General features: G+C 57.7%; 21 protein-coding genes. 15 read left to right on the top strand and 6 right to left on the bottom strand.

From position 1 onward, the window contains the following. The first annotated feature begins 81 nt into the window (after positions 1 to 81). The 4 genes from deoC (at position 82) to deoD (ending at position 4,342) form a co-directional block, all read left to right on the top strand. On the top strand, positions 82 to 861 hold the full coding sequence (gene deoC, locus V7Q49_RS12290) for a deoxyribose-phosphate aldolase (RefSeq protein WP_333851604.1): 780 nt from the start codon (positions 82 to 84) through the stop codon (positions 859 to 861). Between the two features lie 55 nt (positions 862 to 916). Then, positions 917 to 2,239: a thymidine phosphorylase gene (gene deoA / locus V7Q49_RS12285; RefSeq protein WP_333851602.1), complete on the top strand. Its 1,323-nt coding sequence runs from the start codon at positions 917 to 919 to the stop codon at positions 2,237 to 2,239. 51 nt (positions 2,240 to 2,290) lie between these two features. Then, on the top strand, positions 2,291 to 3,514 hold the full coding sequence (gene deoB / locus V7Q49_RS12280) for a phosphopentomutase (RefSeq protein ID WP_333851600.1): 1,224 nt from the start codon (positions 2,291 to 2,293) through the stop codon (positions 3,512 to 3,514). A gap of 105 nt (positions 3,515 to 3,619) precedes the next feature. Beyond that, complete coding sequence (gene deoD, locus V7Q49_RS12275) at positions 3,620 to 4,342, top strand: purine-nucleoside phosphorylase (protein ID WP_333851598.1); 723 nt, start codon at positions 3,620 to 3,622, stop codon at positions 4,340 to 4,342. A 62-nt stretch (positions 4,343 to 4,404) separates the two neighbouring features. Here the strand turns inward: deoD and lplA are convergent, their stop codons facing one another. Then, the gene (gene lplA / locus V7Q49_RS12270; RefSeq protein ID WP_333851596.1) at positions 4,405 to 5,421 is read right to left on the bottom strand and encodes a lipoate--protein ligase LplA; all 1,017 of its coding nucleotides are present in this window, start codon (positions 5,419 to 5,421) and stop codon (positions 4,405 to 4,407) included. Between the two features lie 39 nt (positions 5,422 to 5,460). Next, positions 5,461 to 6,105 (bottom strand): YtjB family periplasmic protein, encoded by a 645-nt coding sequence (locus V7Q49_RS12265; RefSeq protein ID WP_333851594.1) that lies wholly within the window; start codon positions 6,103 to 6,105, stop codon positions 5,461 to 5,463. A gap of 121 nt (positions 6,106 to 6,226) precedes the next feature. Between V7Q49_RS12265 and serB the strand changes: the two genes are divergently transcribed. Genes serB through nadR form a run of 3 tightly spaced genes read left to right on the top strand, consistent with a single transcriptional unit; the run spans position 6,227 to position 9,860 of the window. Further along, positions 6,227 to 7,195, top strand: a complete 969-nt coding sequence (gene serB / locus V7Q49_RS12260) for a phosphoserine phosphatase (protein WP_333851592.1) — start codon at positions 6,227 to 6,229, stop codon at positions 7,193 to 7,195. Between the two features lie 11 nt (positions 7,196 to 7,206). After that, the gene (gene radA, locus V7Q49_RS12255) at positions 7,207 to 8,592 is read left to right on the top strand and encodes a DNA repair protein RadA (protein ID WP_333851590.1); all 1,386 of its coding nucleotides are present in this window, start codon (positions 7,207 to 7,209) and stop codon (positions 8,590 to 8,592) included. A gap of 35 nt (positions 8,593 to 8,627) precedes the next feature. Continuing rightward, positions 8,628 to 9,860 carry a multifunctional transcriptional regulator/nicotinamide-nucleotide adenylyltransferase/ribosylnicotinamide kinase NadR gene (gene nadR / locus V7Q49_RS12250; RefSeq protein ID WP_333851588.1) on the top strand — a complete coding sequence of 411 codons (1,233 nt, stop codon included), beginning with the start codon at positions 8,628 to 8,630 and terminating at the stop codon, positions 9,858 to 9,860. Between the two features lie 159 nt (positions 9,861 to 10,019). Here nadR and ettA read toward each other — a convergent pair whose 3' ends face one another. Continuing rightward, entirely contained in the window at positions 10,020 to 11,687 is a 1,668-nt protein-coding gene (gene ettA, locus V7Q49_RS12245) for an energy-dependent translational throttle protein EttA (RefSeq protein ID WP_333851586.1), read from the bottom strand. A gap of 220 nt (positions 11,688 to 11,907) precedes the next feature. On the opposite strand from ettA, the gene sltY reads away from it, so the two are divergent. Both sltY and trpR read left to right on the top strand, forming a co-directional pair. Beyond that, positions 11,908 to 13,845, top strand: a complete 1,938-nt coding sequence (sltY, locus tag V7Q49_RS12240; protein ID WP_333851584.1) for a murein transglycosylase — start codon at positions 11,908 to 11,910, stop codon at positions 13,843 to 13,845. Positions 13,846 to 13,901: 56 nt separating this feature from the next. After that, positions 13,902 to 14,228: a trp operon repressor gene (gene trpR / locus V7Q49_RS12235; protein ID WP_333851582.1), complete on the top strand. Its 327-nt coding sequence runs from the start codon at positions 13,902 to 13,904 to the stop codon at positions 14,226 to 14,228. A 75-nt stretch (positions 14,229 to 14,303) separates the two neighbouring features. On the opposite strand, the gene yjjX is transcribed toward trpR, so the two are convergent. Next, on the bottom strand, positions 14,304 to 14,819 hold the full coding sequence (gene yjjX / locus V7Q49_RS12230) for an inosine/xanthosine triphosphatase (RefSeq protein WP_333851580.1): 516 nt from the start codon (positions 14,817 to 14,819) through the stop codon (positions 14,304 to 14,306). Between the two features lie 49 nt (positions 14,820 to 14,868). On the opposite strand from yjjX, the gene gpmB reads away from it, so the two are divergent. Further along, positions 14,869 to 15,516 carry a 2,3-diphosphoglycerate-dependent phosphoglycerate mutase GpmB gene (gpmB, locus tag V7Q49_RS12225; protein ID WP_333851578.1) on the top strand — a complete coding sequence of 216 codons (648 nt, stop codon included), beginning with the start codon at positions 14,869 to 14,871 and terminating at the stop codon, positions 15,514 to 15,516. On the opposite strand, the gene robA is transcribed toward gpmB, so the two are convergent. Continuing rightward, complete coding sequence (robA, locus tag V7Q49_RS12220; protein ID WP_333851576.1) at positions 15,513 to 16,382, bottom strand: MDR efflux pump AcrAB transcriptional activator RobA; 870 nt, start codon at positions 16,380 to 16,382, stop codon at positions 15,513 to 15,515. The genes gpmB and robA overlap by 4 nt on opposite strands. A 212-nt stretch (positions 16,383 to 16,594) precedes the next feature. On the opposite strand from robA, the gene creA reads away from it, so the two are divergent. From creA to creD, 4 genes are read left to right on the top strand one after another with little or no spacing between them, the layout of a single operon-like run. After that, positions 16,595 to 17,065: a protein CreA gene (creA, locus tag V7Q49_RS12215; RefSeq protein ID WP_333851574.1), complete on the top strand. Its 471-nt coding sequence runs from the start codon at positions 16,595 to 16,597 to the stop codon at positions 17,063 to 17,065. A 14-nt stretch (positions 17,066 to 17,079) separates the two neighbouring features. Continuing rightward, entirely contained in the window at positions 17,080 to 17,769 is a 690-nt protein-coding gene (creB, locus tag V7Q49_RS12210) for a two-component system response regulator CreB (RefSeq protein WP_333851572.1), read from the top strand. Beyond that, a complete protein-coding gene (gene creC, locus V7Q49_RS12205; RefSeq protein ID WP_333851570.1) occupies positions 17,769 to 19,214 on the top strand; it encodes a two-component system sensor histidine kinase CreC in 1,446 nt (481 codons plus the stop codon). Before creB ends, creC begins: the two co-directional genes overlap by 1 nt. Before the next feature lie 34 nt (positions 19,215 to 19,248). Next, positions 19,249 to 20,601, top strand: coding sequence for a cell envelope integrity protein CreD (creD, locus tag V7Q49_RS12200; RefSeq protein ID WP_333852410.1), 1,353 nt, complete (start codon positions 19,249 to 19,251; stop codon positions 20,599 to 20,601). Between the two features lie 44 nt (positions 20,602 to 20,645). Here creD and arcA read toward each other — a convergent pair whose 3' ends face one another. Then, positions 20,646 to 21,362, bottom strand: coding sequence for a two-component system response regulator ArcA (arcA, locus tag V7Q49_RS12195; RefSeq protein ID WP_032616427.1), 717 nt, complete (start codon positions 21,360 to 21,362; stop codon positions 20,646 to 20,648). A 95-nt stretch (positions 21,363 to 21,457) separates the two neighbouring features. Between arcA and yjjY the strand changes: the two genes are divergently transcribed. Then, the gene (gene yjjY, locus V7Q49_RS12190) at positions 21,458 to 21,598 is read left to right on the top strand and encodes a protein YjjY (protein WP_001541509.1); all 141 of its coding nucleotides are present in this window, start codon (positions 21,458 to 21,460) and stop codon (positions 21,596 to 21,598) included. The last annotated feature ends 57 nt before the right edge of the window (positions 21,599 to 21,655 follow it).

The raw sequence follows: 21,655 nt of genomic DNA, 5'->3' as shown, positions 1-21,655 counted from the left end.
CGAAGTGAGAATGCGGGTGGATGTTAGAATACTCACAGACCCGCAAGGTAAAATTTTACGGCTATACGCCGGGAGAATGTTATGACCGATTTAACCGCCAGCAGCCTGCGCGCTCTGAAACTGATGGATCTGACCACCCTGAATGACGACGACACCAACGAGAAAGTGATCGCCCTGTGTCATCAGGCGAAAACCGCTGTGGGCAACACCGCGGCGGTTTGTATCTACCCACGTTTCATTCCGATTGCGCGTAAAACCCTGAAAGAGCAGGGTACGCCGGACGTGCGCATCGCCACCGTCACCAACTTCCCGCACGGTAATGACGATATCGAAATCGCGCTGGCAGAGACCCGCGCCGCTATCGCCTACGGTGCTGACGAAGTGGACGTAGTCTTCCCGTACCGCGCGCTGATCGCCGGCAACGAGCAGGTCGGCTTTGAGCTGGTGAAAGCCTGTAAAGAGGCCTGCGCGGCGGCAAACGTGCTGCTGAAAGTGATCATCGAAACCGGTGAACTGAAAGAAGAGGCGCTGATTCGTAAGGCGTCTGAAATCTCCATCAAAGCGGGTGCCGATTTCATTAAAACTTCTACCGGTAAAGTGCCGGTGAACGCAACCCCGGAAAGCGCGCGCATCATGATGGAAGTGATCCGTGATATGGGCGTGGAAAAAACCGTGGGCTTCAAACCGGCGGGCGGCGTGCGTACTGCTGAAGACGCGCAGCAGTTCCTGGCGATTGCCGACGAGCTGTTCGGTGCCGACTGGGCTGATTCCCGTCACTACCGCTTTGGTGCCTCCAGCCTGCTGGCCAGCCTGCTGAAAGCGCTGGGTCACGGCGACGGTAAGAGCGCAAGCAGCTACTAAGTTTTGAATTGCCGGTTGGCGCCACGCCCACCCGGCCTACTTTCGGGAGGTTACCGTGTTTCTCGCACAAGAAATTATTCGTAAAAAACGTGATGGTCATGCTTTAAGCGACGAAGAGATCCGTTTCTTTATCAACGGCATTCGTGATAACACCATCTCTGAAGGGCAGATTGCGGCCCTGGCGATGACCATTTTCTTCCACGATATGGCGATGCCGGAGCGCGTGTCGCTGACCATGGCGATGCGGGATTCTGGGACCGTTCTGGACTGGAAGAGCCTTAACCTTAACGGCCCGATTGTGGATAAACACTCCACCGGCGGCGTGGGGGATGTCACCTCACTGATGCTGGGGCCAATGGTCGCTGCCTGCGGCGGCTATATTCCGATGATCTCCGGGCGCGGCCTCGGCCATACCGGCGGCACGCTCGACAAACTGGAAGCCATTCCGGGCTTCGATATCTTCCCGGATGACAATCGCTTCCGCGACATTATTAAAGACGTTGGTGTGGCGATTATCGGCCAGACCAGCTCTCTTGCCCCGGCGGATAAGCGTTTTTACGCCACGCGTGACATTACCGCGACCGTCGACTCCATCCCGCTGATCACCGCCTCGATCCTCGCCAAGAAACTGGCTGAAGGGCTGGATGCGCTGGTGATGGACGTGAAAGTGGGCAGCGGCGCCTTTATGCCGACCTATGAACTCTCAGCCGCGCTTGCTGAAGCGATCGTTGGCGTTTCCAACGGCGCAGGCGTGCGCACCACCGCGCTGCTCACCGACATGAACCAGGTGCTGGCCTCCAGCGCCGGTAACGCGGTCGAAGTGCGCGAAGCGGTGCAGTTCCTGACCGGTGAATACCGTAACCCGCGTCTGTTCGACGTGACCATGGCGCTGTGCGTTGAGATGCTGATCTCCGGAAACCTCGCCAAAGACGACGCCGAAGCGCGTGCGAAACTGCAGGCGGTGCTGGATAACGGCAAAGCGGCAGAGATCTTTGGCCGGATGGTTGCCGCTCAGAAAGGCCCGACCGACTTCGTAGAAAACTACGCCAAATACCTGCCTACCGCGATGCTCAGCAAAGCGGTGTACGCGGATACCGAAGGCTTTGTCTCGGCGATGGACACCCGCGCGCTGGGCATGGCCGTCGTTTCGATGGGCGGCGGTCGTCGTCAGGCATCGGACAGCATCGATTACAGCGTCGGCTTCACCGATATGGCCCGTCTGGGCGACAGCGTTGACGGCCAACGTCCGCTGGCGGTGATCCACGCGAAAGATGAAAACAGCTGGCAGGATGCGGCAAAAGCCGTGAAGGCCGCCATCACTCTGGCAGATAAAGCGCCAGAAAGCACACCGACCGTCTATCGTCGCATAACCGAATAGCGGTATACTGATCTGATCGCTTTTTTATGAAGCACTGAGTACGGAGAACATATGAAACGTGCATTTATTATGGTGCTGGACTCATTCGGCATCGGCGCTACAGAAGACGCAGATCGTTTTGGTGACACCGGTGCAGACACCATGGGTCACATCGCAGAAGCCTGTGCAAAAGGTGAAGCGAACAATGGCCGTCAGGGCCCGCTGAATCTGCCTAACCTGACCCGTCTGGGTCTGGTGAAAGCCCATGAAGGCTCCACCGGCAAGGTTGCTGCCGGTATGGATGGCAACGCGGAAGTGGTAGGTGCTTACGCCTGGGCGCATGAGCTCTCTTCCGGTAAAGACACCCCGTCAGGTCACTGGGAAATCGCTGGTGTACCGGTTCTGTTCGACTGGGGCTACTTCTCTGACCATGAAAACAGCTTCCCGCAGGAGCTGTTGGATAAGCTGGTAGAACGCGGCAACCTGCCGGGCTACCTCGGCAACTGCCACTCTTCCGGTACCGTGATTTTGGATCAGCTCGGCGAAGAGCACATGAAAACCGGCAAACCGATCTTCTACACCTCGGCGGACTCCGTGTTCCAGATTGCCTGCCACGAAGAGACCTTTGGCCTGGATCGCCTGTACGAGCTGTGTGAAATCGCCCGTGAAGAGCTGACCGAAGGCGGCTACAACATCGGTCGCGTTATCGCGCGTCCGTTTGTTGGCGACAAAGCGGGTAACTTCCAGCGTACCGGCAACCGTCACGACCTGGCCGTTGAGCCGCCAGCACCTACCGTGCTGCAGAAACTGGTCGATGAGAAAGACGGTCACGTGGTTTCCGTGGGTAAAATCGCGGACATCTACGCCAACTGCGGTATCACCAAAAAAGTGAAAGCCACCGGTCTGGATGCGCTGTTTGATGCCACCATCAAAGAGATGAAAGAAGCAGGCGACAAGACCATTGTCTTCACCAACTTCGTGGACTTCGACTCCTCCTGGGGCCACCGTCGCGATGTCGCAGGCTATGCTGCGGGTCTGGAGCTGTTCGACCGCCGTCTGCCTGAGCTGATGGAGCTGGTAGGGGAAGATGACATTCTGATCCTGACCGCTGACCACGGCTGCGACCCGACCTGGACCGGTACCGACCACACCCGTGAGCACATTCCGGTGCTGGTGTATGGCCCGAAAGTCAAACCAGGTTCGCTGGGCCACCGTGAAACCTTCGCGGATATCGGCCAGACCATCGCGAAATACTTTGGTACGTCTGACATGGAATATGGCAAAGCTATGTTCTGAGGTCATTGCCGGGTGGCGGCTGCGCCTTACCCGGCCTACAAAACCGTAGGCCCGGTAAGCGAAGCGCCACCGGGCAAAAAAAATTCAAATGAAAAGGAACTGAAGATGGCAACTCCTCACATTAATGCAGAAATGGGTGATTTCGCTGACGTCGTATTGATGCCTGGCGACCCACTGCGCGCGAAGCACATCGCGGAAACTTTCCTTGAAGACGTGCGTGAAGTGAACAACGTGCGTGGCATGCTGGGCTTCACCGGTACCTATAAAGGCCGCAAAATTTCCGTAATGGGTCACGGCATGGGGATCCCATCCTGCTCCATCTACACCAAAGAGCTGATCACCGATTTCGGCGTGAAGAAAATCATCCGCGTGGGCTCCTGTGGCGCCGTGCGTATGGACGTTAAGCTGCGCGACATCGTTATCGGCATGGGTGCCTGCACCGATTCCAAAGTTAACCGTATGCGTTTCAAAGATCACGACTTCGCGGCGATTGCTGACTTCGGCATGGTGCGTGATGCGGTTGATGCAGCCAAAGCGCTGGGCGTTGAAGCGCGCGTGGGTAACATCTTCTCTGCGGACCTGTTCTACGCGCCAGACGGCGGCGAGATGTTCGACGTGATGGAAAAATACGGCATCCTGGGCGTGGAAATGGAAGCGGCAGGCATCTACGGCGTAGCCGCTGAGTTCGGTGCCAAAGCCCTGACCATCTGCACCGTATCTGACCATATCCGTACTCACGAGCAGACCACTGCCGCTGAGCGTCAGACCACCTTCAACGACATGATCAAAATCGTGCTGGAATCCGTTCTGCTGGGCGATAAAGAGTAATTCTGTCTCTTCCCTCCCTCTCCCTGTGGGAGAGGGCCGGGGGTGAGGGGATCAGGCTGCACCTAGCGCACCGCCCGAGCAATCCACGCCGACAGCTCCCGCAACTCCATCTCCTGCTCCGGGAAATCCCCGATCAACGCGTCACACGCCTGTTGCAGCATATCCGCCCGGTATAAACAGCCCTGCAAACGTGCTGCCAGCGCCTCTAACGGGGCCGGATTAAGACTGTCGGTAAAGACCTGCGTGCGCGTGATGTGGCCCTTCTCGACGTCGAAGTGCAACTCCACGCCGCCCCAGGTGAAACGCTCATCCAGCAGATGCGAGAAGGCGGGGGCCTGGCCGAAATTCCACTCCCAGCTGCTCTGGCGGGCAAAGGTCTCGGCAAAGTTCGGCAGATCCGGTGTCTTGTCCGGGGAGATCACTTCGGCTTCCACGCGTTCGCCATAGTGGGCGAAAAACGCCTCACGGATCGCGTCGCAGATCTGGTCGTGGGTTACGCCCGGGAGGAGATCCACCAGATTCGCCACCCGGCCGCGCACGGAGGTGATACCTTTGGCCTGCAGCTTTTTCTGGTCGGGATTGAGGTAGTTTGCCAGGCGGCTGAGATCGGCATTCAGCAGCAGAGTGCCGTGGTGAAAACCGCGATCCATCGTTTCGCGGTAGGCAGAGCCGGACACTTTACGGTCTCCGTCGGGCGTTTTCACCACCAGATCGTTGCGCCCGGACGCTTCCGCCGTCGCCCCCAGCGCCTGCAATGCGCTCAGCACGATGTTGGTGGAGATGGTTTTGTCGTACTCCGGTTTCCCTGCCATAAAGGTAAAGCAGGTATTGCCGAGGTCGTGGAACACCGCGCCGCCGCCGCTGCTGCGACGCGCCAGGCGCACGTTGTCCTCTTCCATGCGGCGCGTATTGCACTCTTTCCACGGGTTTTGCGCCCGGCCAATGACCACCGTATCGGCGTTGCGCCACAGGAACAGCACCCGCTGCGTGGCGGGCATCTGGCGGAAGATGCACTCTTCCACTGCAAGGTTAAACCAGGGATCGTAAGAGTCAGAGATAAGCAGGCGTAACGTCGTCATCGCAAAGTTCCTTTTCTGAATCGTTTGGCTACTTTAACACTATTCCTTCTTCTCGCTCTCTTCCTCTTCAGGCACCGACTTGCTGGCGGTGAGCAGGAACGGCGACTGCTGCCAGCGGGTGCGTTTGCCCTGCAGCAGCGTGCGGGTCAGCACCACGCCAATCGCCAGCGACAGCAGCAGCATCAGGCGCAGGATATTCGTCGTGTTATCCACCTGCTTTGCCTCTGTGGCCAGGGTATGGGTGTCGAGGGTCAGACGCAGATAGCCGAGCGGGCCGTTTTTGCCCTGAATGGGCTCCACGATCTGCTGGTTAAAGTAGCCCCCGGCTTTTTTACCATCCAGCGCCAGCCTGTCGCGTACCTCAACATGTTCGCCTGAACGCGCTATCAGCTCGCCCTCTTCGTCATAGACGCTGGCATCAAGGATACGGCTCTCTTCCGTCAGGATATGCAGGACCTGGCCGATGCGTTTTTCATCCGGCGTTTCGGTACGCATCAGGGGCGCGACGTTGAGCGACACCTGACGCGCCAGGGTATGCGCCAGCTCTTCAAGCTGCGGGTTACGCTGTCGTTGATGATTCTGGCTGAACCAGGATGCGCCCTGCATCAGCGCCACTAACAGGGCCAGACAGGAGAGGACAATCACGGCACGATGAAGCCGGAATTTCAGTTTTGCACGAGCCATATTCCACCTGCTGAAAATTTTCGGGGTTAATGTTGCCAGAAGTGATGGTTACAAGGTAGCCTCATGCGTTATTTTCACCCCCTGGATGATTCCCGGCGCGAACGATTTTACAGGAGCTTTAATGCCAAACATTACCTGGTGCGACCTGCCCAATGATGTCTCTCTCTGGCCAGGATTGCCGCTCTCATTAAGTGGCGATGAGGTAATGCCTCTGGACTACCATGCTGGTCGTAGCGGCTGGCTGCTGTATGGACGCGGCCTGGATAAACAGCAGTTAACCCAGTATCAGAGCAAGCTGGGTGCAGCGATGGTGATCGTCGCCTCCTGGTGCGTGGAAGATTATCAGGTCATCCGTCTGGCCGGTTCCCTGACCCAGCGTGCCACCCGTCTGGCGCACGACGCCGGGCTGGATGTCGCCCCGCTCGGTAAAATCCCGCACCTGAAAACCCCGGGACTGCTGGTAATGGACATGGACTCCACCGCCATTCAGATCGAATGCATCGACGAGATCGCCAAACTGGCCGGTACCGGCGAGATGGTGGCCGAAGTGACCGAACGCGCGATGCGCGGCGAGCTGGACTTCACCGCCAGCCTGAAACAGCGCGTGGCAACCCTGAAAGATGCCGACGCCAATATTCTTATGCAGGTACGTGAAAAGCTGCCGCTGATGCCGGGGCTGGTGCAGCTGGTGCTGAAGCTGGAGACCCTGGGCTGGAAAGTGGCTATCGCCTCCGGCGGGTTTACCTTCTTTGCGGAGTATCTGCGCGACAAGCTGCGCCTGGATGCGGTGGTCGCCAACGAACTGGAGATCAGAGACGGCAAGCTGACCGGAAACGTGATTGGCCAGATCGTCGATGCCCAGTTCAAGGCCAGCACCCTGACCCGTCTGGCGGAAAAATATGATATCCCGGTTGCCCAGACGGTGGCGATTGGCGACGGCGCGAACGATCTGCCGATGATTAAAGTGGCCGGGCTTGGCATTGCTTACCATGCCAAACCGACCGTGAATGAAAAGACGGAAGTCATTATCCGTCATGCTGACCTGATGGGGGTGTTCTGCATTCTCTCCGGCAGCGTGAATCAGAAATAAAGAGGTAAAACGTGGCGAAAGCTCCAAAACGCGCATTTGTTTGTAATGAATGTGGTGCGGATTATCCGCGCTGGCAGGGGCAGTGCAGCGCCTGTCATGCCTGGAACACCATCACCGAAGTGCGCGGAGTTGCCGCTTCACCCACCGTCGCCCGTAACGAGCGTCTGAGCGGTTATGCGGGTAACGCGGGGGTATCGAAAGTCCAGAAGCTGTCCGACATCAGCCTTGAAGCCCTGCCGCGCTTCTCCACCGGGTTTAAGGAGTTTGACCGGGTTCTGGGCGGCGGCGTGGTACCGGGTAGCGCCATTCTGATTGGCGGTAGTCCGGGCGCCGGGAAATCAACCCTGCTGCTGCAGACCCTGTGCAAACTCGCCTCGCAGATGAAAACCCTGTACGTCACCGGGGAGGAGTCGCTGCAGCAGGTGGCAATGCGCGCGCACCGCCTGGCGCTGCCGACCCAGGACCTGAATATGCTCTCCGAAACCAGCATCGAGCAGATCTGCATGATTGCTGAAGAAGAGCAGCCGAAGCTGATGGTGATCGACTCCATCCAGGTGATGCACATGGCCGACGTGCAGTCCTCACCGGGCAGCGTCGCCCAGGTGCGTGAGACCGCGGCCTACCTGACGCGCTTTGCCAAAACCCGCGGCGTGGCGATCATCATGGTTGGTCACGTCACCAAAGACGGGGCCCTGGCCGGGCCGAAGGTGCTCGAGCACTGTATCGACTGCTCCGTGATGCTGGATGGCGATGCCGACACCCGTTTCCGTACCCTGCGCAGCCATAAAAACCGCTTCGGTGCGGTGAATGAGCTGGGCGTGTTTGCCATGACCGAACAGGGACTGCGTGAAGTCAGCAACCCGTCGGCCATCTTCCTGAGCCGCGGCGATGAAGTGACCTCCGGCAGTTCAGTGATGGTGGTCTGGGAAGGGACGCGCCCGCTGCTGGTAGAGATCCAGGCCCTGGTCGATCATTCGATGATGGGCAACCCGCGTCGCGTCGCGGTGGGCCTCGAGCAAAACCGTCTGGCGATTTTGCTGGCGGTGCTGCACCGTCACGGCGGCCTGCAGATGGCGGATCAGGACGTATTCGTCAACGTGGTTGGAGGGGTCAAAGTGACCGAAACCAGCGCCGATCTCGCGCTGCTGCTGGCGATGGTCTCCAGCCTGCGCGACCGTCCGCTGCCGCAGGATCTGGTGGTGTTTGGCGAGGTCGGGCTGGCCGGGGAGATCCGTCCGGTGCCGAGCGGCCAGGAGCGTATCTCCGAGGCGGCAAAACACGGCTTCCGCCGGGCGATTGTGCCGGCCGCTAACGTGCCGAAAAAATTACCGGAAGGGATGCAGGTTTTTGGCGTTAAGAAACTCGCAGATGCGTTAAACGTCTTTGACGACTTATAATTACCTATTCGTTGTTGCAGGAGGCACCGTAATTTATGTCGTCATTTGACTATATCAAGACCGCAATCCGCCAGAAGGGCTGCACCTTGCAGCAGGTGGCGGAAGCCAGCGGTATGACCAAGGGCTATTTAAGCCAGCTGCTGAATGCCAAAATCAAAAGCCCCAGCGCGCAGAAGCTGGAAGCGCTGCATCGCTTTCTGGGGCTCGAATTTCCGCGGATGCAGAAGAACATCGGCGTGGTGTTCGGCAAGTTTTATCCGCTGCACACCGGGCATGTCTACCTGATCCAGCGCGCCTGTAGCCAGGTAGACGAACTGCATATCATCATGGGCTACGATGACACGCGCGACCGCGAGCTGTTCGAAGCCAGCGCCATGTCCCAGCAGCCTACCGTTTCCGATCGCCTGCGCTGGCTGCTTCAGACCTTTAAATACCAGAAGAACATCCGCATTCATGCCTTTAACGAAGAGGGCATGGAGCCGTATCCGCACGGCTGGGACGTGTGGAGCAACGGCATAAAAGCCTTTATGGAAGAGAAAGGGATCCAGCCTAACTGGATCTACACCTCTGAAGAGTCCGACGCCTCGCAGTATCCCCAGCATCTGGGAACGGAAACGGTGCTGATTGACCCGAAACGCACCTTTATGAACATCAGCGGGGCGCAAATCCGTGAGAACCCGTTCCGCTACTGGGAGTACATCCCGACGGAAGTGAAGCCGTTCTTTGTGCGCACCGTGGCGATCCTCGGCGGGGAGTCCAGCGGCAAATCCACGCTAGTCAACAAGCTGGCGAACATCTTCAACACCACCAGCGCCTGGGAGTATGGCCGGGACTATGTCTTCTCGCACCTTGGCGGTGATGAGATGGCGCTCCAGTATTCCGACTATGACAAAATTGCGCTGGGGCATGCCCAGTACATTGATTTTGCGGTGAAATATGCCAACAAAGTGGCCTTTGTCGACACCGATTTTGTCACCACCCAGGCGTTCTGTAAAAAGTACGAGGGGCGCGAGCACCCGTTTGTGCAGGCGCTGATCGACGAGTACCGCTTTGACCTGGTGATCCTGCTGGAGAACAACACCCCGTGGGTAGCCGATGGGATGCGCAGCCTGGGCAGCTCGGTAGACAGAAAAGAGTTCCAGACCATGCTGGTGGAGATGCTTGAAGCGAACAATATCGACTTTGTGCATGTGGAAGAGGCGGATTATGACGCCCGATTCCTGCGCTGCGTGGAGCTGGTGAAAGAGATGATGGGGGAGAAGGGCTAACTCTTCTGCCGCTAATTGCCCGGCGGCGCTATGCTTGCCGGGCCTACGTTTTTGTAGGCCGGGTAAGGCGAAGCCGCCACCCGGCAATCAGTGCCATGCGGCCTGATGCTTTCACCCTGACCTAAAAAAACGGCAACCTGTTGGTTGCCGTTTTGCGTTTTATTTGGAGATACGCTTGTACTTGATACGCTTCGGCTCCAGCGCGTCCGCGCCCAGCGTGCGTTTCTTGTACTCTTCGTATTCGGTGAAGTTACCTTCGAAGAACTCCACTTTACCTTCATCCTGGTAATCCAGAATGTGGGTCGCGATACGGTCGAGGAACCAACGGTCGTGCGAGATAACCATCGCGCAGCCCGGGAATTCCAGCATGGCGTTTTCCAGCGCGCGCAGGGTTTCGATGTCCAGGTCGTTGGTCGGTTCATCGAGCAGCAGGACGTTACCGCCAACCTGCAGCAGTTTGGCCAGATGCAGACGACCGCGCTCACCGCCGGACAGCTCGCCCACGCGTTTACCTTGATCAACACCTTTGAAGTTGAAGCGGCCCACGTAGGCACGGCTTGGCATCTCGGTGTTGCCGATACGCATGATGTCCTGCCCGCCGGACACTTCTTCCCACACGGTTTTGCTGTTATCCATCGCGTCACGGAACTGGTCAACGGAGGCCAGCTTGACGGTATCACCCAGGGTGATGGTGCCGCTGTCAGGGGCTTCCTGACCGGACATCATGCGGAACAGGGTCGATTTACCCGCGCCGTTCGGACCGATGATGCCCACGATTGCGCCTTTCGGTACCGAGAAGCTCAGATCGTCGATCAGCACGCGGTCGCCGTAGGATTTACGCAGATTGCTGACTTCAACCACTTTGTCACCCAGACGGGCTCCAGGTGGAATGAACAGTTCGTTGGTTTCGTTACGTTTCTGGTATTCGGCGTTGTTCAGCTCTTCAAAGCGTGCCAGACGGGCTTTGCCCTTAGACTGACGGCCTTTCGCGCCCTGACGAACCCACTCCAGCTCTTTCTCAATCGACTTGCGACGGGCCGCTTCCTGAGAAGCTTCTTGCGCCAGACGCTGATCTTTTTGTTCCAGCCAGGAGGAGTAGTTACCTTCCCACGGAATACCTTCCCCGCGGTCCAGCTCGAGGATCCAGCCCGCGACGTTATCAAGGAAGTAACGGTCGTGGGTGATCGCCACCACGGTCCCTTCGAAGTCGTGCAGGAAGCGTTCCAGCCAGGCGACGGATTCCGCATCCAGGTGGTTCGTCGGTTCGTCGAGCAGCAGCATGTCTGGCTTTTCCAGCAGCAGACGGCACAGCGCGACGCGGCGGCGTTCACCCCCGGACAGTTTTTCAATTTTGGCATCCCAGTCTGGCAGGCGCAGGGCATCGGCCGCGCGCTCCAGCTGCACGTTCAGGTTGTGACCGTCGTGTGCCTGGATGATCTCTTCGTATTTGCCCTGCTGAGCGGCGAGCTTATCGAAGTCGGCATCAGGTTCAGCATACTTCGCGTACACTTCATCCAGACCTTTCAGCGCGTTAACCACTTCGGCAACGGCTTCTTCGACGGACTCGCGCACGGTGTGCTCCGGGTTCAGCTTCGGTTCCTGCGGCAGGTAACCGATTTTGAGGCCAGGCTGTGGACGGGCTTCACCTTCGATGTCTGTATCGATGCCCGCCATGATGCGCAGCAAGGTGGACTTACCGGCACCGTTGAGACCCAGAACACCGATTTTTGCGCCCGGGAAGAAGCTCAGCGAGATATTTTTGAGAATATGACGTTTCGGCGGTACCACTTTGCCGACACGATGCATGGTATAAACGAATTGAGCCACGTTGGACTTCGCCTCTTTTATCGTGATGAGAATAGTGGCGAAGTGTAGCCTTTTTCCCTGCCTAATCCCAGCCGTCGACGCCTGGAGTGTTAAAACGCGCAAGAAAGGTAAAAATGTGTCCGTAACGTGGCGCGTTAGGGGATGCCTGGTTAGCATAAGTTAATTACGCTTTTGCGCGGCACGATGCTGCATTTAATGACGATTAACAGAGGACGAGCGTGTGGTAAAAGCCAAACAGGTGGCCTGGCGAGTGCTGGCTGCCAGCGTATGCGTACTGACCATCAGCAGCGCGGCGCGAGCCGATTCACTGGATGAACAACGTAACCGCTATGCCCAGATAAAACAGGCGTGGGATCAGCGACAGATGGAGACGGTGGAGGCATTGATGCCGACGTTAAAAGACTATCCGCTGTATCCGTACCTGGAATACCGTCAACTGACCGACGATCTGATGAACCAGCCGACGATCACCGTCAAAAACTTTATTCAGGCCAACCCGACGCTGCCGCCCGCGCGTACCTTACAGTCGCGCTTTGTGAACGAGCTGGCGCGTCGTGAAGACTGGCGTGGCCTGCTGGCGTTCAGCCCGGAGAAGCCCGGCACCACCGAAGCGCAGTGTAACTACTACTACGCGAAGTGGGCGACGGGTCAGCAAGAAGAGGCCAGGAGCGGCGCCAAAGAGCTTTGGCTCACCGGTAAAAGCCAGCCGAACGCCTGCGACTCGCTGTTTGGTGCCTGGCGCGCTTCCGGCAAGCAGGATCCGCTGGCTTACCTCGAGCGGATCCGTCTGGCAATGAAGGCGGGCAACACCCGTCTGGTCACCACTCTCGCCGGGCAGATGCCGCCGGAGTACCAGACCATCTCCAGCGCCCTGATCCAGCTGGCAAACGATCCGAAGACGGTGATGGACTTTGTCCGTAACACCGGCTCCACTGATTTTACCCGTCAGATGGCCGCGGTGGCCTTTACCAGCGTGGCGCGGGACGACGTGGAAAATGCCCGGCTGATGATCCCAACCCTGGCCCAGGCGCAGCAGCTGAATGAGGATCAGATTCAGGAGCTGCGCGATATCGTAGCCTGGCGACTGATGGGTACCGATGTCACCGATGAACAGGCACGCTGGCGCGATGACGCTATTATGCGCTCCCAGTCCACCTCGCTGGTGGAGCGACGTGTGCGTATGGCGCTGGGCAACGGCGATCGTCGCGGCCTGAACACCTGGCTGGCGCGCCTGCCAATGGAAGCCAAAGAGAAAGACGAATGGCGCTACTGGCAGGCCGATCTCCTGCTGGAGCGGGGACGCGACGACGAGGCGAAATCCATTCTTCGTACCCTGATGCAGCAGCGCGGTTTCTATCCGATGGCGGCGGCCCAGCGGCTGGGTGAAGAGTACACCTTTAAAATTGATAAAGCGCCGTCCGGCGTCAATGCGGCGCTGGTGAATGGGCCGGAGATGGCGCGGGTGCGTGAGCTGATGTACTGGAACATGGATAACACCGCCCGCAGTGAATGGGCAAATCTGGTCACCAGCCGCACCGTGGACGAGAAAGCCCAGCTGGCACGCTATGCCTTCGATAACCGCTGGTGGGATCTGAGCGTGCAGGCGACGATCGCCGGCAAGCTGTGGGATCATCTCGAAGAGCGTTTCCCGCTGGCCTATAAAGATCTCTTCGATCGTTATACCAGTGGGAAAGATATTCCCCAGAGCTATGCGATGGCGATTGCCCGTCAGGAGAGCGCCTGGAACCCGAAAGTGCGTTCGCCAGTTGGGGCCAGCGGTCTGATGCAGGTGATGCCTGCCACTGCAGCTCATACGGTGAAGAAGTTTAATCTTCCGGGCTACAGCAGCCCGTCGCAGCTGCTCGATCCGGAGACCAACATTAACATCGGCACCACCTATCTGCAGAGCGTCTACGACCAGTTCGGCGATAACCGCATTTTCGCCTCGGCGGCCTACAATGCCGGTCCGGGACGGGTGCGCACCTGGCTTGGCAACAGCGCCGGACGCATCGACGCGGTGGCCTTTGTCGAGAGCATTCCGTTCTCGGAAACCCGCGGCTATGTGAAGAACGTGCTGGCGTATGATGCTTACTATCGCTACTTCATGGGACAGAAAGATGCCCTGATGAGCGACAGTGAGTGGCAGCGACGTTACTGATCGGTGTGGGTTATGTTATGCTTGTACTCGTTTAAGAGTACAACAGGCGGCATAACATGACCCAGCATTCCCCTTATTCATCGGCAATGGCCGAACAACGTCATCAGGAGTGGCTTCGTTTTGTGGAGCTGCTTCGCCAGTCTTATGAACAGGATCTGCATCTGCCGCTGCTGCAGCTGATGCTCACCCCCGACGAGCGCGAGGCGCTGGGCACGCGGGTGCGGATCATCGAGGAGTTGCTGCGCGGTGAGATGAGCCAGCGCGAGCTGAAAAGCGAGCTGGGGGCGGGGATCGCCACCATCACCCGCGGATCGAACAGCCTGAAATCGGCGCCGGTTGAGCTGCGCCACTGGCTGGAGCAGATCTTGCTGAAAAACGCCTGATGGCGCTGCGCTTATCAGGCCTACAAAAGACGATGTGTACTCTGGGCCGGATAAGGCGCAGCCGCCATCCGGCTGTTAACGGTAAATCGCATTATGAAACGGGCTCAACGCCAGAATCACCGCCTGGTGATATACGCTTGAGCGCGTCAGCGCCCCGGCGGTAAAGACCCCAATCGCCCCCTCTTTGCGCCCAATCTCATCGATGCCCGTGTACTGCGACATCACCGGGCCGAGTGCTTCACCGTCGCGCACTTTATCCAGAATGACCTCCGGTAGCGGCAGGGTGGCCGAGCGTGCTTCACCGCGCTGTTCCCGGCTCTCGATAACCACCCAGCTAAAGGTGGCCCCTTCGTCAATGCCCGCCTCAATCGCCACCCAAAAGTCCGCATCAGGACAGGCAGCCCGGGCGTTAGCCACGCGGTTTCGTGCGCCAGCGCGCGTTTCCTCACTGCCGAAAGGCTGTTCCGGGACGCCGCTCTCGACGCTGACGGACGCAATGTGGCAGGATCCTTCGCCGAAGATCTCGTCGAATGCTCTTAGAATTGCCTGAATTTTGGCAGGATTAGTGGTAGCAGAGACAACCTGGTGCATAATTAAGCCTAACTCTAAAAATATCATCGCAGTATAACGGAAAAAACGCATGTTACAGGTATACCTTGTTCGCCACGGTGAAACGCAGTGGAACGCCGAGCGACGTATTCAAGGCCAGTCAGACAGTCCCCTTACTGCCAAAGGCGAAGAACAGGCCCGCCAGGTTGGCGAACGCGCCAGAACGCTGGGCATCACCCATATCATCGCCAGCGATTTAGGCCGCACGCGACGTACAGCAGAGATTATCGCGCAGGCCTGCGGCTGCGATGTCACTGTGGATGCCCGCCTGCGCGAGCTGGACATGGGGGTGCTGGAAAAGCGTCTTATCGATACCCTGACCGAAGAAGAAGAGGCGTGGCGTCGTACGCTGGTTAACGGCTCCGAAGATGGCCGTATACCGCAGGGCGAATCCATGCTGGAGATGAGCGAGCGTATGCACGCGGCGCTGGCGGCCTGTCTGGAGCTGCCTGAGGGGAGTCGACCGCTGCTGGTCAGTCACGGTATGGCATTGGGTTGCCTGGTCAGTACCATCCTCGGGCTGCCGGCATGGGCTGAACGTCGTCTGCGCCTGCGCAACTGCTCGCTTTCCCGTATCGACTATCAGCAGAGCCCGTGGCTGGCGTCAGGCTGGATTGTGGAGATGGCAGGGGATATCTCGCATCTCGATGCCCCTGCGCTAGATGAGCTACAGCGTTAACGGCGAACTGGAATCAGGTATTCGCAGCGTAAATCGATTGGGCGTTCGTCCGGCTTCACATCCGTTGCCGGGTAGTAACGCTCAATATCCTGCCCCTTTCTGCGGTTCAGGTTCAGCATCGGCATGCAGGTGCCGTAGACGGTCAGGATAAAGTCCTGCACGCCGGTACCCAGCCCTTCATAGGTGAACATCACGTATTCACCGCCTTCCACCACCACCGGTTTCGAGCCCTGAATATAGCCGTTGGCCATCTCAGGCGTTAACGCCGTGGTGTAGAAGACCTCCTGTTCGTCATCTTTTTCCAGGCTTGGGCGCGTCTCGTTCAGGCCATACAGCAACGGCGGAATGGCCGGAGCGTGGCTAAGGAAATCACGCCAGAACTGCACCCGCATCTGGTGACGGAATTCAGAGATCTGCTCCAGCGAGCAGGAGTAGCTTTGGGTGGTGCCGATCAGATGGGTTTCCGGCAGGGTGACCATCTCGTGTTTCGGCATGTCGAACTCGCCCAGACGCAGCGGCGGACGCATCCCGAACGAGCTCCAGTCCGGCGAGCGGCGATAGAGTGCAGGGGTCAACGAGAACTGTTTTTTGAACGCGCGGGTAAAGGTCTGCTGCGAATCAAAGCGGTACTGTAAGGCGATATCCAGAATCGGACGCGCAGTCAGGCGAAGCGCCACGGCGGATTTGGAAAGTCGACGTGCGCGGATATAGGCGCCGATGGCATGACCGGTGACATCCTTGAACATCCGTTGTAAGTGCCACTTCGAATATCCCGCTTTTGCCGCCACATTATCGAGTGACAAAGGCTGGTCCAGATGGCCTTCCAGCCAGGTAAGAAGATCGCGAATAATTCCAGCCTGATCCATATACTATCCTCATCCTTAATACAGCAGATACCCTGCTAACAGGTTAGCGGATAATAGCATTTTTTGATGTTTTAGCATTCAGTGTTTTTTTTGCGCTTTAATGCGCTTTGCCCTGCATTCCGGGCGGATATATTCTAATCCTGTGATCTTGCTACTTTTTTCACATGATTGTTGAATAATGACTCAATGTAATTTTTAAATATGGTAACAATATGAAATACAAGACATTGATCCTCACCACGCTGCTGTTATTGGCCGGTCATGCCGCACAGGCAGAAGAAATTGGTTCCGTTGATACCGTATTTAAGGTTTTCGGGCCTGACCATAAGATTGTCGTGGAAGCCTTTGACGATCCCGATGTGAAAAACGTGACCTGCTATATCAGCCGCGCGAAAACCGGCGGGATTAAAGGCGGGCTGGGGCTGGCGGAAGACACCTCCGATGCGGCGATCTCCTGTCAGCAGGTGGGGCCGGTTGAGCTGAGCGATAAGATTAAAAACGGCAAGTCGCAGGGCGAAGTGGTGTTCCAGAAACGCACCTCGCTGGTGTTCAAAAAACTGCAGGTCGTGCGTTTCTATGATGCGAAGCGTAACGCGCTGGCCTATCTGGCCTACTCGGATAAGGTCGTGGAGGGATCGCCAAAAAACGCCCTCAGCGCGGTGCCGATTATGCCGTGGCATTAATACAGGGATAGCCCATGCAGCAACCTGTGGTTTGGCTGGTTGAAGACGAAATCAGTATCGCTGAGACGCTGATCTACATGCTCCAGCAGGAGGGCTTTGCGGTGAAAGCCTTTGAACGCGGCCTGCCCGTGCTGGAGGAGGCGCGCCGACAGCTCCCCGCGCTCGCCATTCTGGATGTCGGCCTGCCGGACATCAGCGGCTTTGAGCTGTGCCGCCAGCTGCTGGCGCAGCATCCCGCGCTGCCGGTGCTGTTTCTGACCGCTCGTAGCGATGAGGTGGATAAGCTGCTTGGGCTGGAGATCGGCGCGGATGATTACGTCGCCAAACCCTTCTCGCCCCGGGAAGTCTGCGCCCGGGTGCGGACCATTTTACGACGGATGCAAAAATCCGCTGCAACCGCTGAGATTATCCGTATCGGCCAGTTTGAACTGAACGAGCCCGCCGCCCGCATCAGCTGGTGTGGTGAGCCGTTGCCGCTGACGCGCTACGAGTTCCTGCTGCTCAAAACGCTGCTGCACGCCCCGGGCCGCGTCTATTCCCGTCAGCAACTGATGGATAAGGTCTGGGGGGAGGAGGGCGACAGCTTCGATCGCACCGTGGACACCCATATCAAGACCCTGCGCGCCAAGCTGCGGGCGGTGAACGATCAGCTTTCCCCCATCAGCACCCACCGCGGAATGGGCTACAGCCTGGGATTGTATTAATGCGCATTGGCATGCGGCTGTTGCTGGGGTATTTCCTGATTGTGGCTATCGCGGCGTGGTTTGTGCTGTCGATCTTTGTCCAGGAGATAAAGCCCGGCGTGCGCAGGGCCACGGAAGGAACGCTGATCGACACCGCCACGCTGCTGGCTGAAATCGGGCGGGACGATTTGCTCTCGGGCGATGCGCAGCAGGGCAGGCTGGCGCAGGCCTTTTCCCAACTTCATCAGCGACCCTTTCGCGCCAATATCAGCGGCATTCACAAAGTACGTAACGAGTATCACGTCTACATGACCGATGCCCGTGGCCGGGTGGTGTTTGATTCCTCCGGGCGTGCCGTGGGGCAGGATTACTCGCGCTGGAACGACGTCTGGCTGACCCTGCGCGGTGAATATGGCGCTCGCAGCACGCCTGGCAACCCGGACGATCCTGAGAGTACGGTGATGTACGTGGCCGCGCCGGTGGTCGAACAGGGCAAGATTATCGGCGTGCTGTCGGTCGGAAAACCCAACAGCGCGATGGCGCCGGTCATCAAGCGCAGCGAGCGGCGGATCCTGTGGGCCGGCGGGGCGCTACTGGGCATTGCGTTGCTGATTGGCCTGGCGGTGGTCTGGTGGATCAACCGTTCGATTCACACCCTGTCGCGTTATGCCGACTCGGTCACCAGCGATACCCCGTTGCCGCTGCCCGATCCGGGCAGCAGCGAACTGCGCAAGCTGGCGCAGGCCCTGGAAAATATGCGTATTCGCCTTGAGGGAAAAAATTACATTGAACACTATGTTCATGCGCTTACCCACGAGCTGAAAAGCCCGCTGGCCGCGATTCGCGGCGCGGCGGAGATTCTGGCCGAACAGCCGCCGCCCCAGGTGGCCGCCCGGTTTATCGACAATATCCTGGTGCAAAACGCGCGCATGCAGTCGCTGGTGGAAAAGCTCCTGGCTCAGGCGCGGCTGGAAAATCGGGTAGAGATTGTTCCGGTAAGCGTCAGCGTCGATGCGCTCTTTACGCGGCTTGCCGATGCCCGTGCGGCTACGCTGGCAGCGAAAAACATCACCCTGACCCGTCAGGACACGTCGTGCTGCGTGGAGGGCGATCCCGAGCTGCTTGAGCAGGCGCTGGGCAATTTGCTGGACAACGCCATCGACTTCACCCCGCCCGGTGGGGCGATCCAGCTTGCCGCGGTGGAAGCCCACAGGCAGGTAAATCTCACCGTGATCGACAGCGGCAGTGGGATCCCGGACTACGCCCTGGCGCGGATTTTTGAACGCTTTTACTCGCTCCCGCGCGCGAACGGGCTGAAAAGCAGCGGACTCGGGCTGGCCTTTGTCCAGGAGGTGGCGCGTCTGCATCAGGGCAGTATCGATCTGCACAATCGCCCTGAAGGTGGCGTGACGGCCACGCTGACACTTCACCGTCCCTTCACATCACTTCAAACTGGCCCCACATAGCGCAGTTAGGCTCTCCTCATCACAAAGGAGAGCTATCATGAAATCCCCCCTGTTCTGGAAAGTCAGCACCCTGTTGGGGTGCATTCTGCTGTTACTCGTCCCGCTGTTTATGGTGGGTAATCTGATTTCGGAGCGCGAGAGCTATCGCAATGAGGTCGAAAACACGCTGCGTCAAAGCACCAGTGGCCCACAGCAGCTGGTGGGCCCGCTTGTCGCCATTCCGGTGACGGAAACCGGTTTCAAGTCTGAGGATGGAAAGCAGGTTGAATATAAGAAGCGCTACATGCACTTCATCCTGCCGGAGTCGCTACAGGTCAACGGCAATCAGCACGTTGAGTCGCGAAGCATTGGGATCTATGACGGGCAGATCTGGAACACCGAGCTTAAAATCACTGCCCGATTTACGCTCGAGGAGCTGGATCGGCTGAAGGGTGAAACCATGACCCTGGGGCAGCCTTTTATCGTGGTCGGCGTCGGCGATTCACGAGGCATTGGCGCGGTCAGCGTTTCAAAAATCAACGGTGAGACGTTAAGTATCGAGCCCGGGGCGGGTGTTTACGGGGCGTTATCCGGCATTCACATACCGCTAAGTGATAAAGCGCTGGCGTCGAAAAGCTTCCCGCTGGAGATGTCTCTGAACCTGACAGGTACCGGCAGCTTTGCGGTAGTGCCGGTGGGGCGTAATAGCGCCATGACCCTCAACAGCAACTGGCCGCATCCGGGTTTTATGGGCAACTACCTGCCGGTTAAACATCAGATTAGCGATTCCGGTTTCCAGGCTAACTGGCAGAGCAGCTGGTTCGCCAATAACCTCGGTGGCTGGTTCAACGACAACGAGGTACCTGAATGGAGTGCAATCCCGGCTTTTAGCGTGACGGTCGCGACCCCTGCGGATCAGTATCAGCTGACGGATCGCGCCATTAAGTACGCCATACTGCTGATTGCCCTGACCTTTATGGCCTTCTTTGTCTTCGAAACCTTAACCGGGCTGCGCCTGCACCCGATGCAGTATCTGCTGGTGGGGCTGTCGCTGGTGCTGTTCTATCTGGTGCTGCTGGCGCTGTCAGAACATATTGGCTTTACACCTGCCTGGATTATTGCCAGCCTGGTGGGGGCAATCATGAACGGGGTTTACCTGCAGGCGGTGCTGAAAAGCTGGAAACGCAGCGGCGTATTTGTACTGGCGCTGCTGGGGCTGGACGTGGTGATGTGGTTCCTGCTGCGCTCCGAGGACAGCGCACTGCTGCTGGGCTCGGCCGTACTGGCGCTGGCGCTGTTCGCGGTGATGTATCTCACCCGACACTTTGACTGGTACTCGCTTTCCCAACCGAAGCGCCCCCAGCCACCGGCGGAGCCGGATAAAGAGGCGATGCGGTTATGGAAATAAAAAACGGCGCGAAGGCGCCGTTTTTTTATAGCTGATGTGCGGGATTACTCCTGCAAATCACCGCAGAAACGATAGCCTTCACCGTGGATGGTGGCGATGATTTCCGGGGTATCCGGCGTGGATTCGAAGTGTTTACGAATACGGCGGATCGTCACGTCAACGGTACGGTCGTGCGGCTTCAGCTCACGGCCGGTCATTTTTTTCAGCAGTTCTGCACGGGACTGGATCTTGCCCGGATTTTCGCAGAAGTGCAGCATGGCGCGGAATTCACTGCGCGGCAGTTTGTACTGGTCGCCCTGTGGGCTCACCAGAGAACGGCTATTAATATCAAGTTCCCAGCCGTTGAATTTGTAGCTGTCTACGCTACGACGCTCTTCGCTGACCGTGCCCAGATTCATGGTACGGGACAGCAGATTGCGTGCACGAATGGTTAACTCGCGAGGGTTAAACGGCTTGGTGATGTAGTCATCCGCACCGATTTCCAGGCCAAGAATTTTATCAACTTCGTTGTCGCGGCCGGTCAGGAACATTAACGCAACGTTCGCCTGCTCACGCAGCTCGCGCGCCAGCAGAAGGCCGTTTTTACCCGGCAGGTTAATGTCCATGATAACCAGGTTGATATCATTTTCAGAAAGGATCTGATGCATCTCTGCGCCATCGGTCGCTTCAAAGACATCGTAGCCTTCTGCTTCGAAAATGCTCTTTAACGTGTTGCGTGTTACCAACTCGTCTTCAACGATAAGAATGTGCGGGGTCTGCATGTTTGCTACCTAAATTGCCAACTAAATCGAAACAGGAAGTACAAAAGTCCCTGACCTGCCTGATACATGCCACAAATTAACATGACCGGCGTAACGTGACTAAAGTACGTAATTGCGTTCTTGATGCACTTTCCATCAACGTCAACAACATCATTAGCTTGGTCGTGGGTACTTTCCCTCTGGACCCGACAGTGTCAAAAACGGCTGTCATCCTAACCATTTTAACAGCAACATAACAGGTTAAGAGACACCGGACACCCAATAAAACTACGCTTCGTTGACATATATCAAAT

Source organism: Leclercia sp. (genome assembly GCF_036780805.1).
Lineage (GTDB): Bacteria > Pseudomonadota > Gammaproteobacteria > Enterobacterales > Enterobacteriaceae > Enterobacter.
The sequence above is the reverse complement of the archived record's forward strand: the minus strand, read 5'-3'. Positions and strand labels throughout refer to the sequence as shown.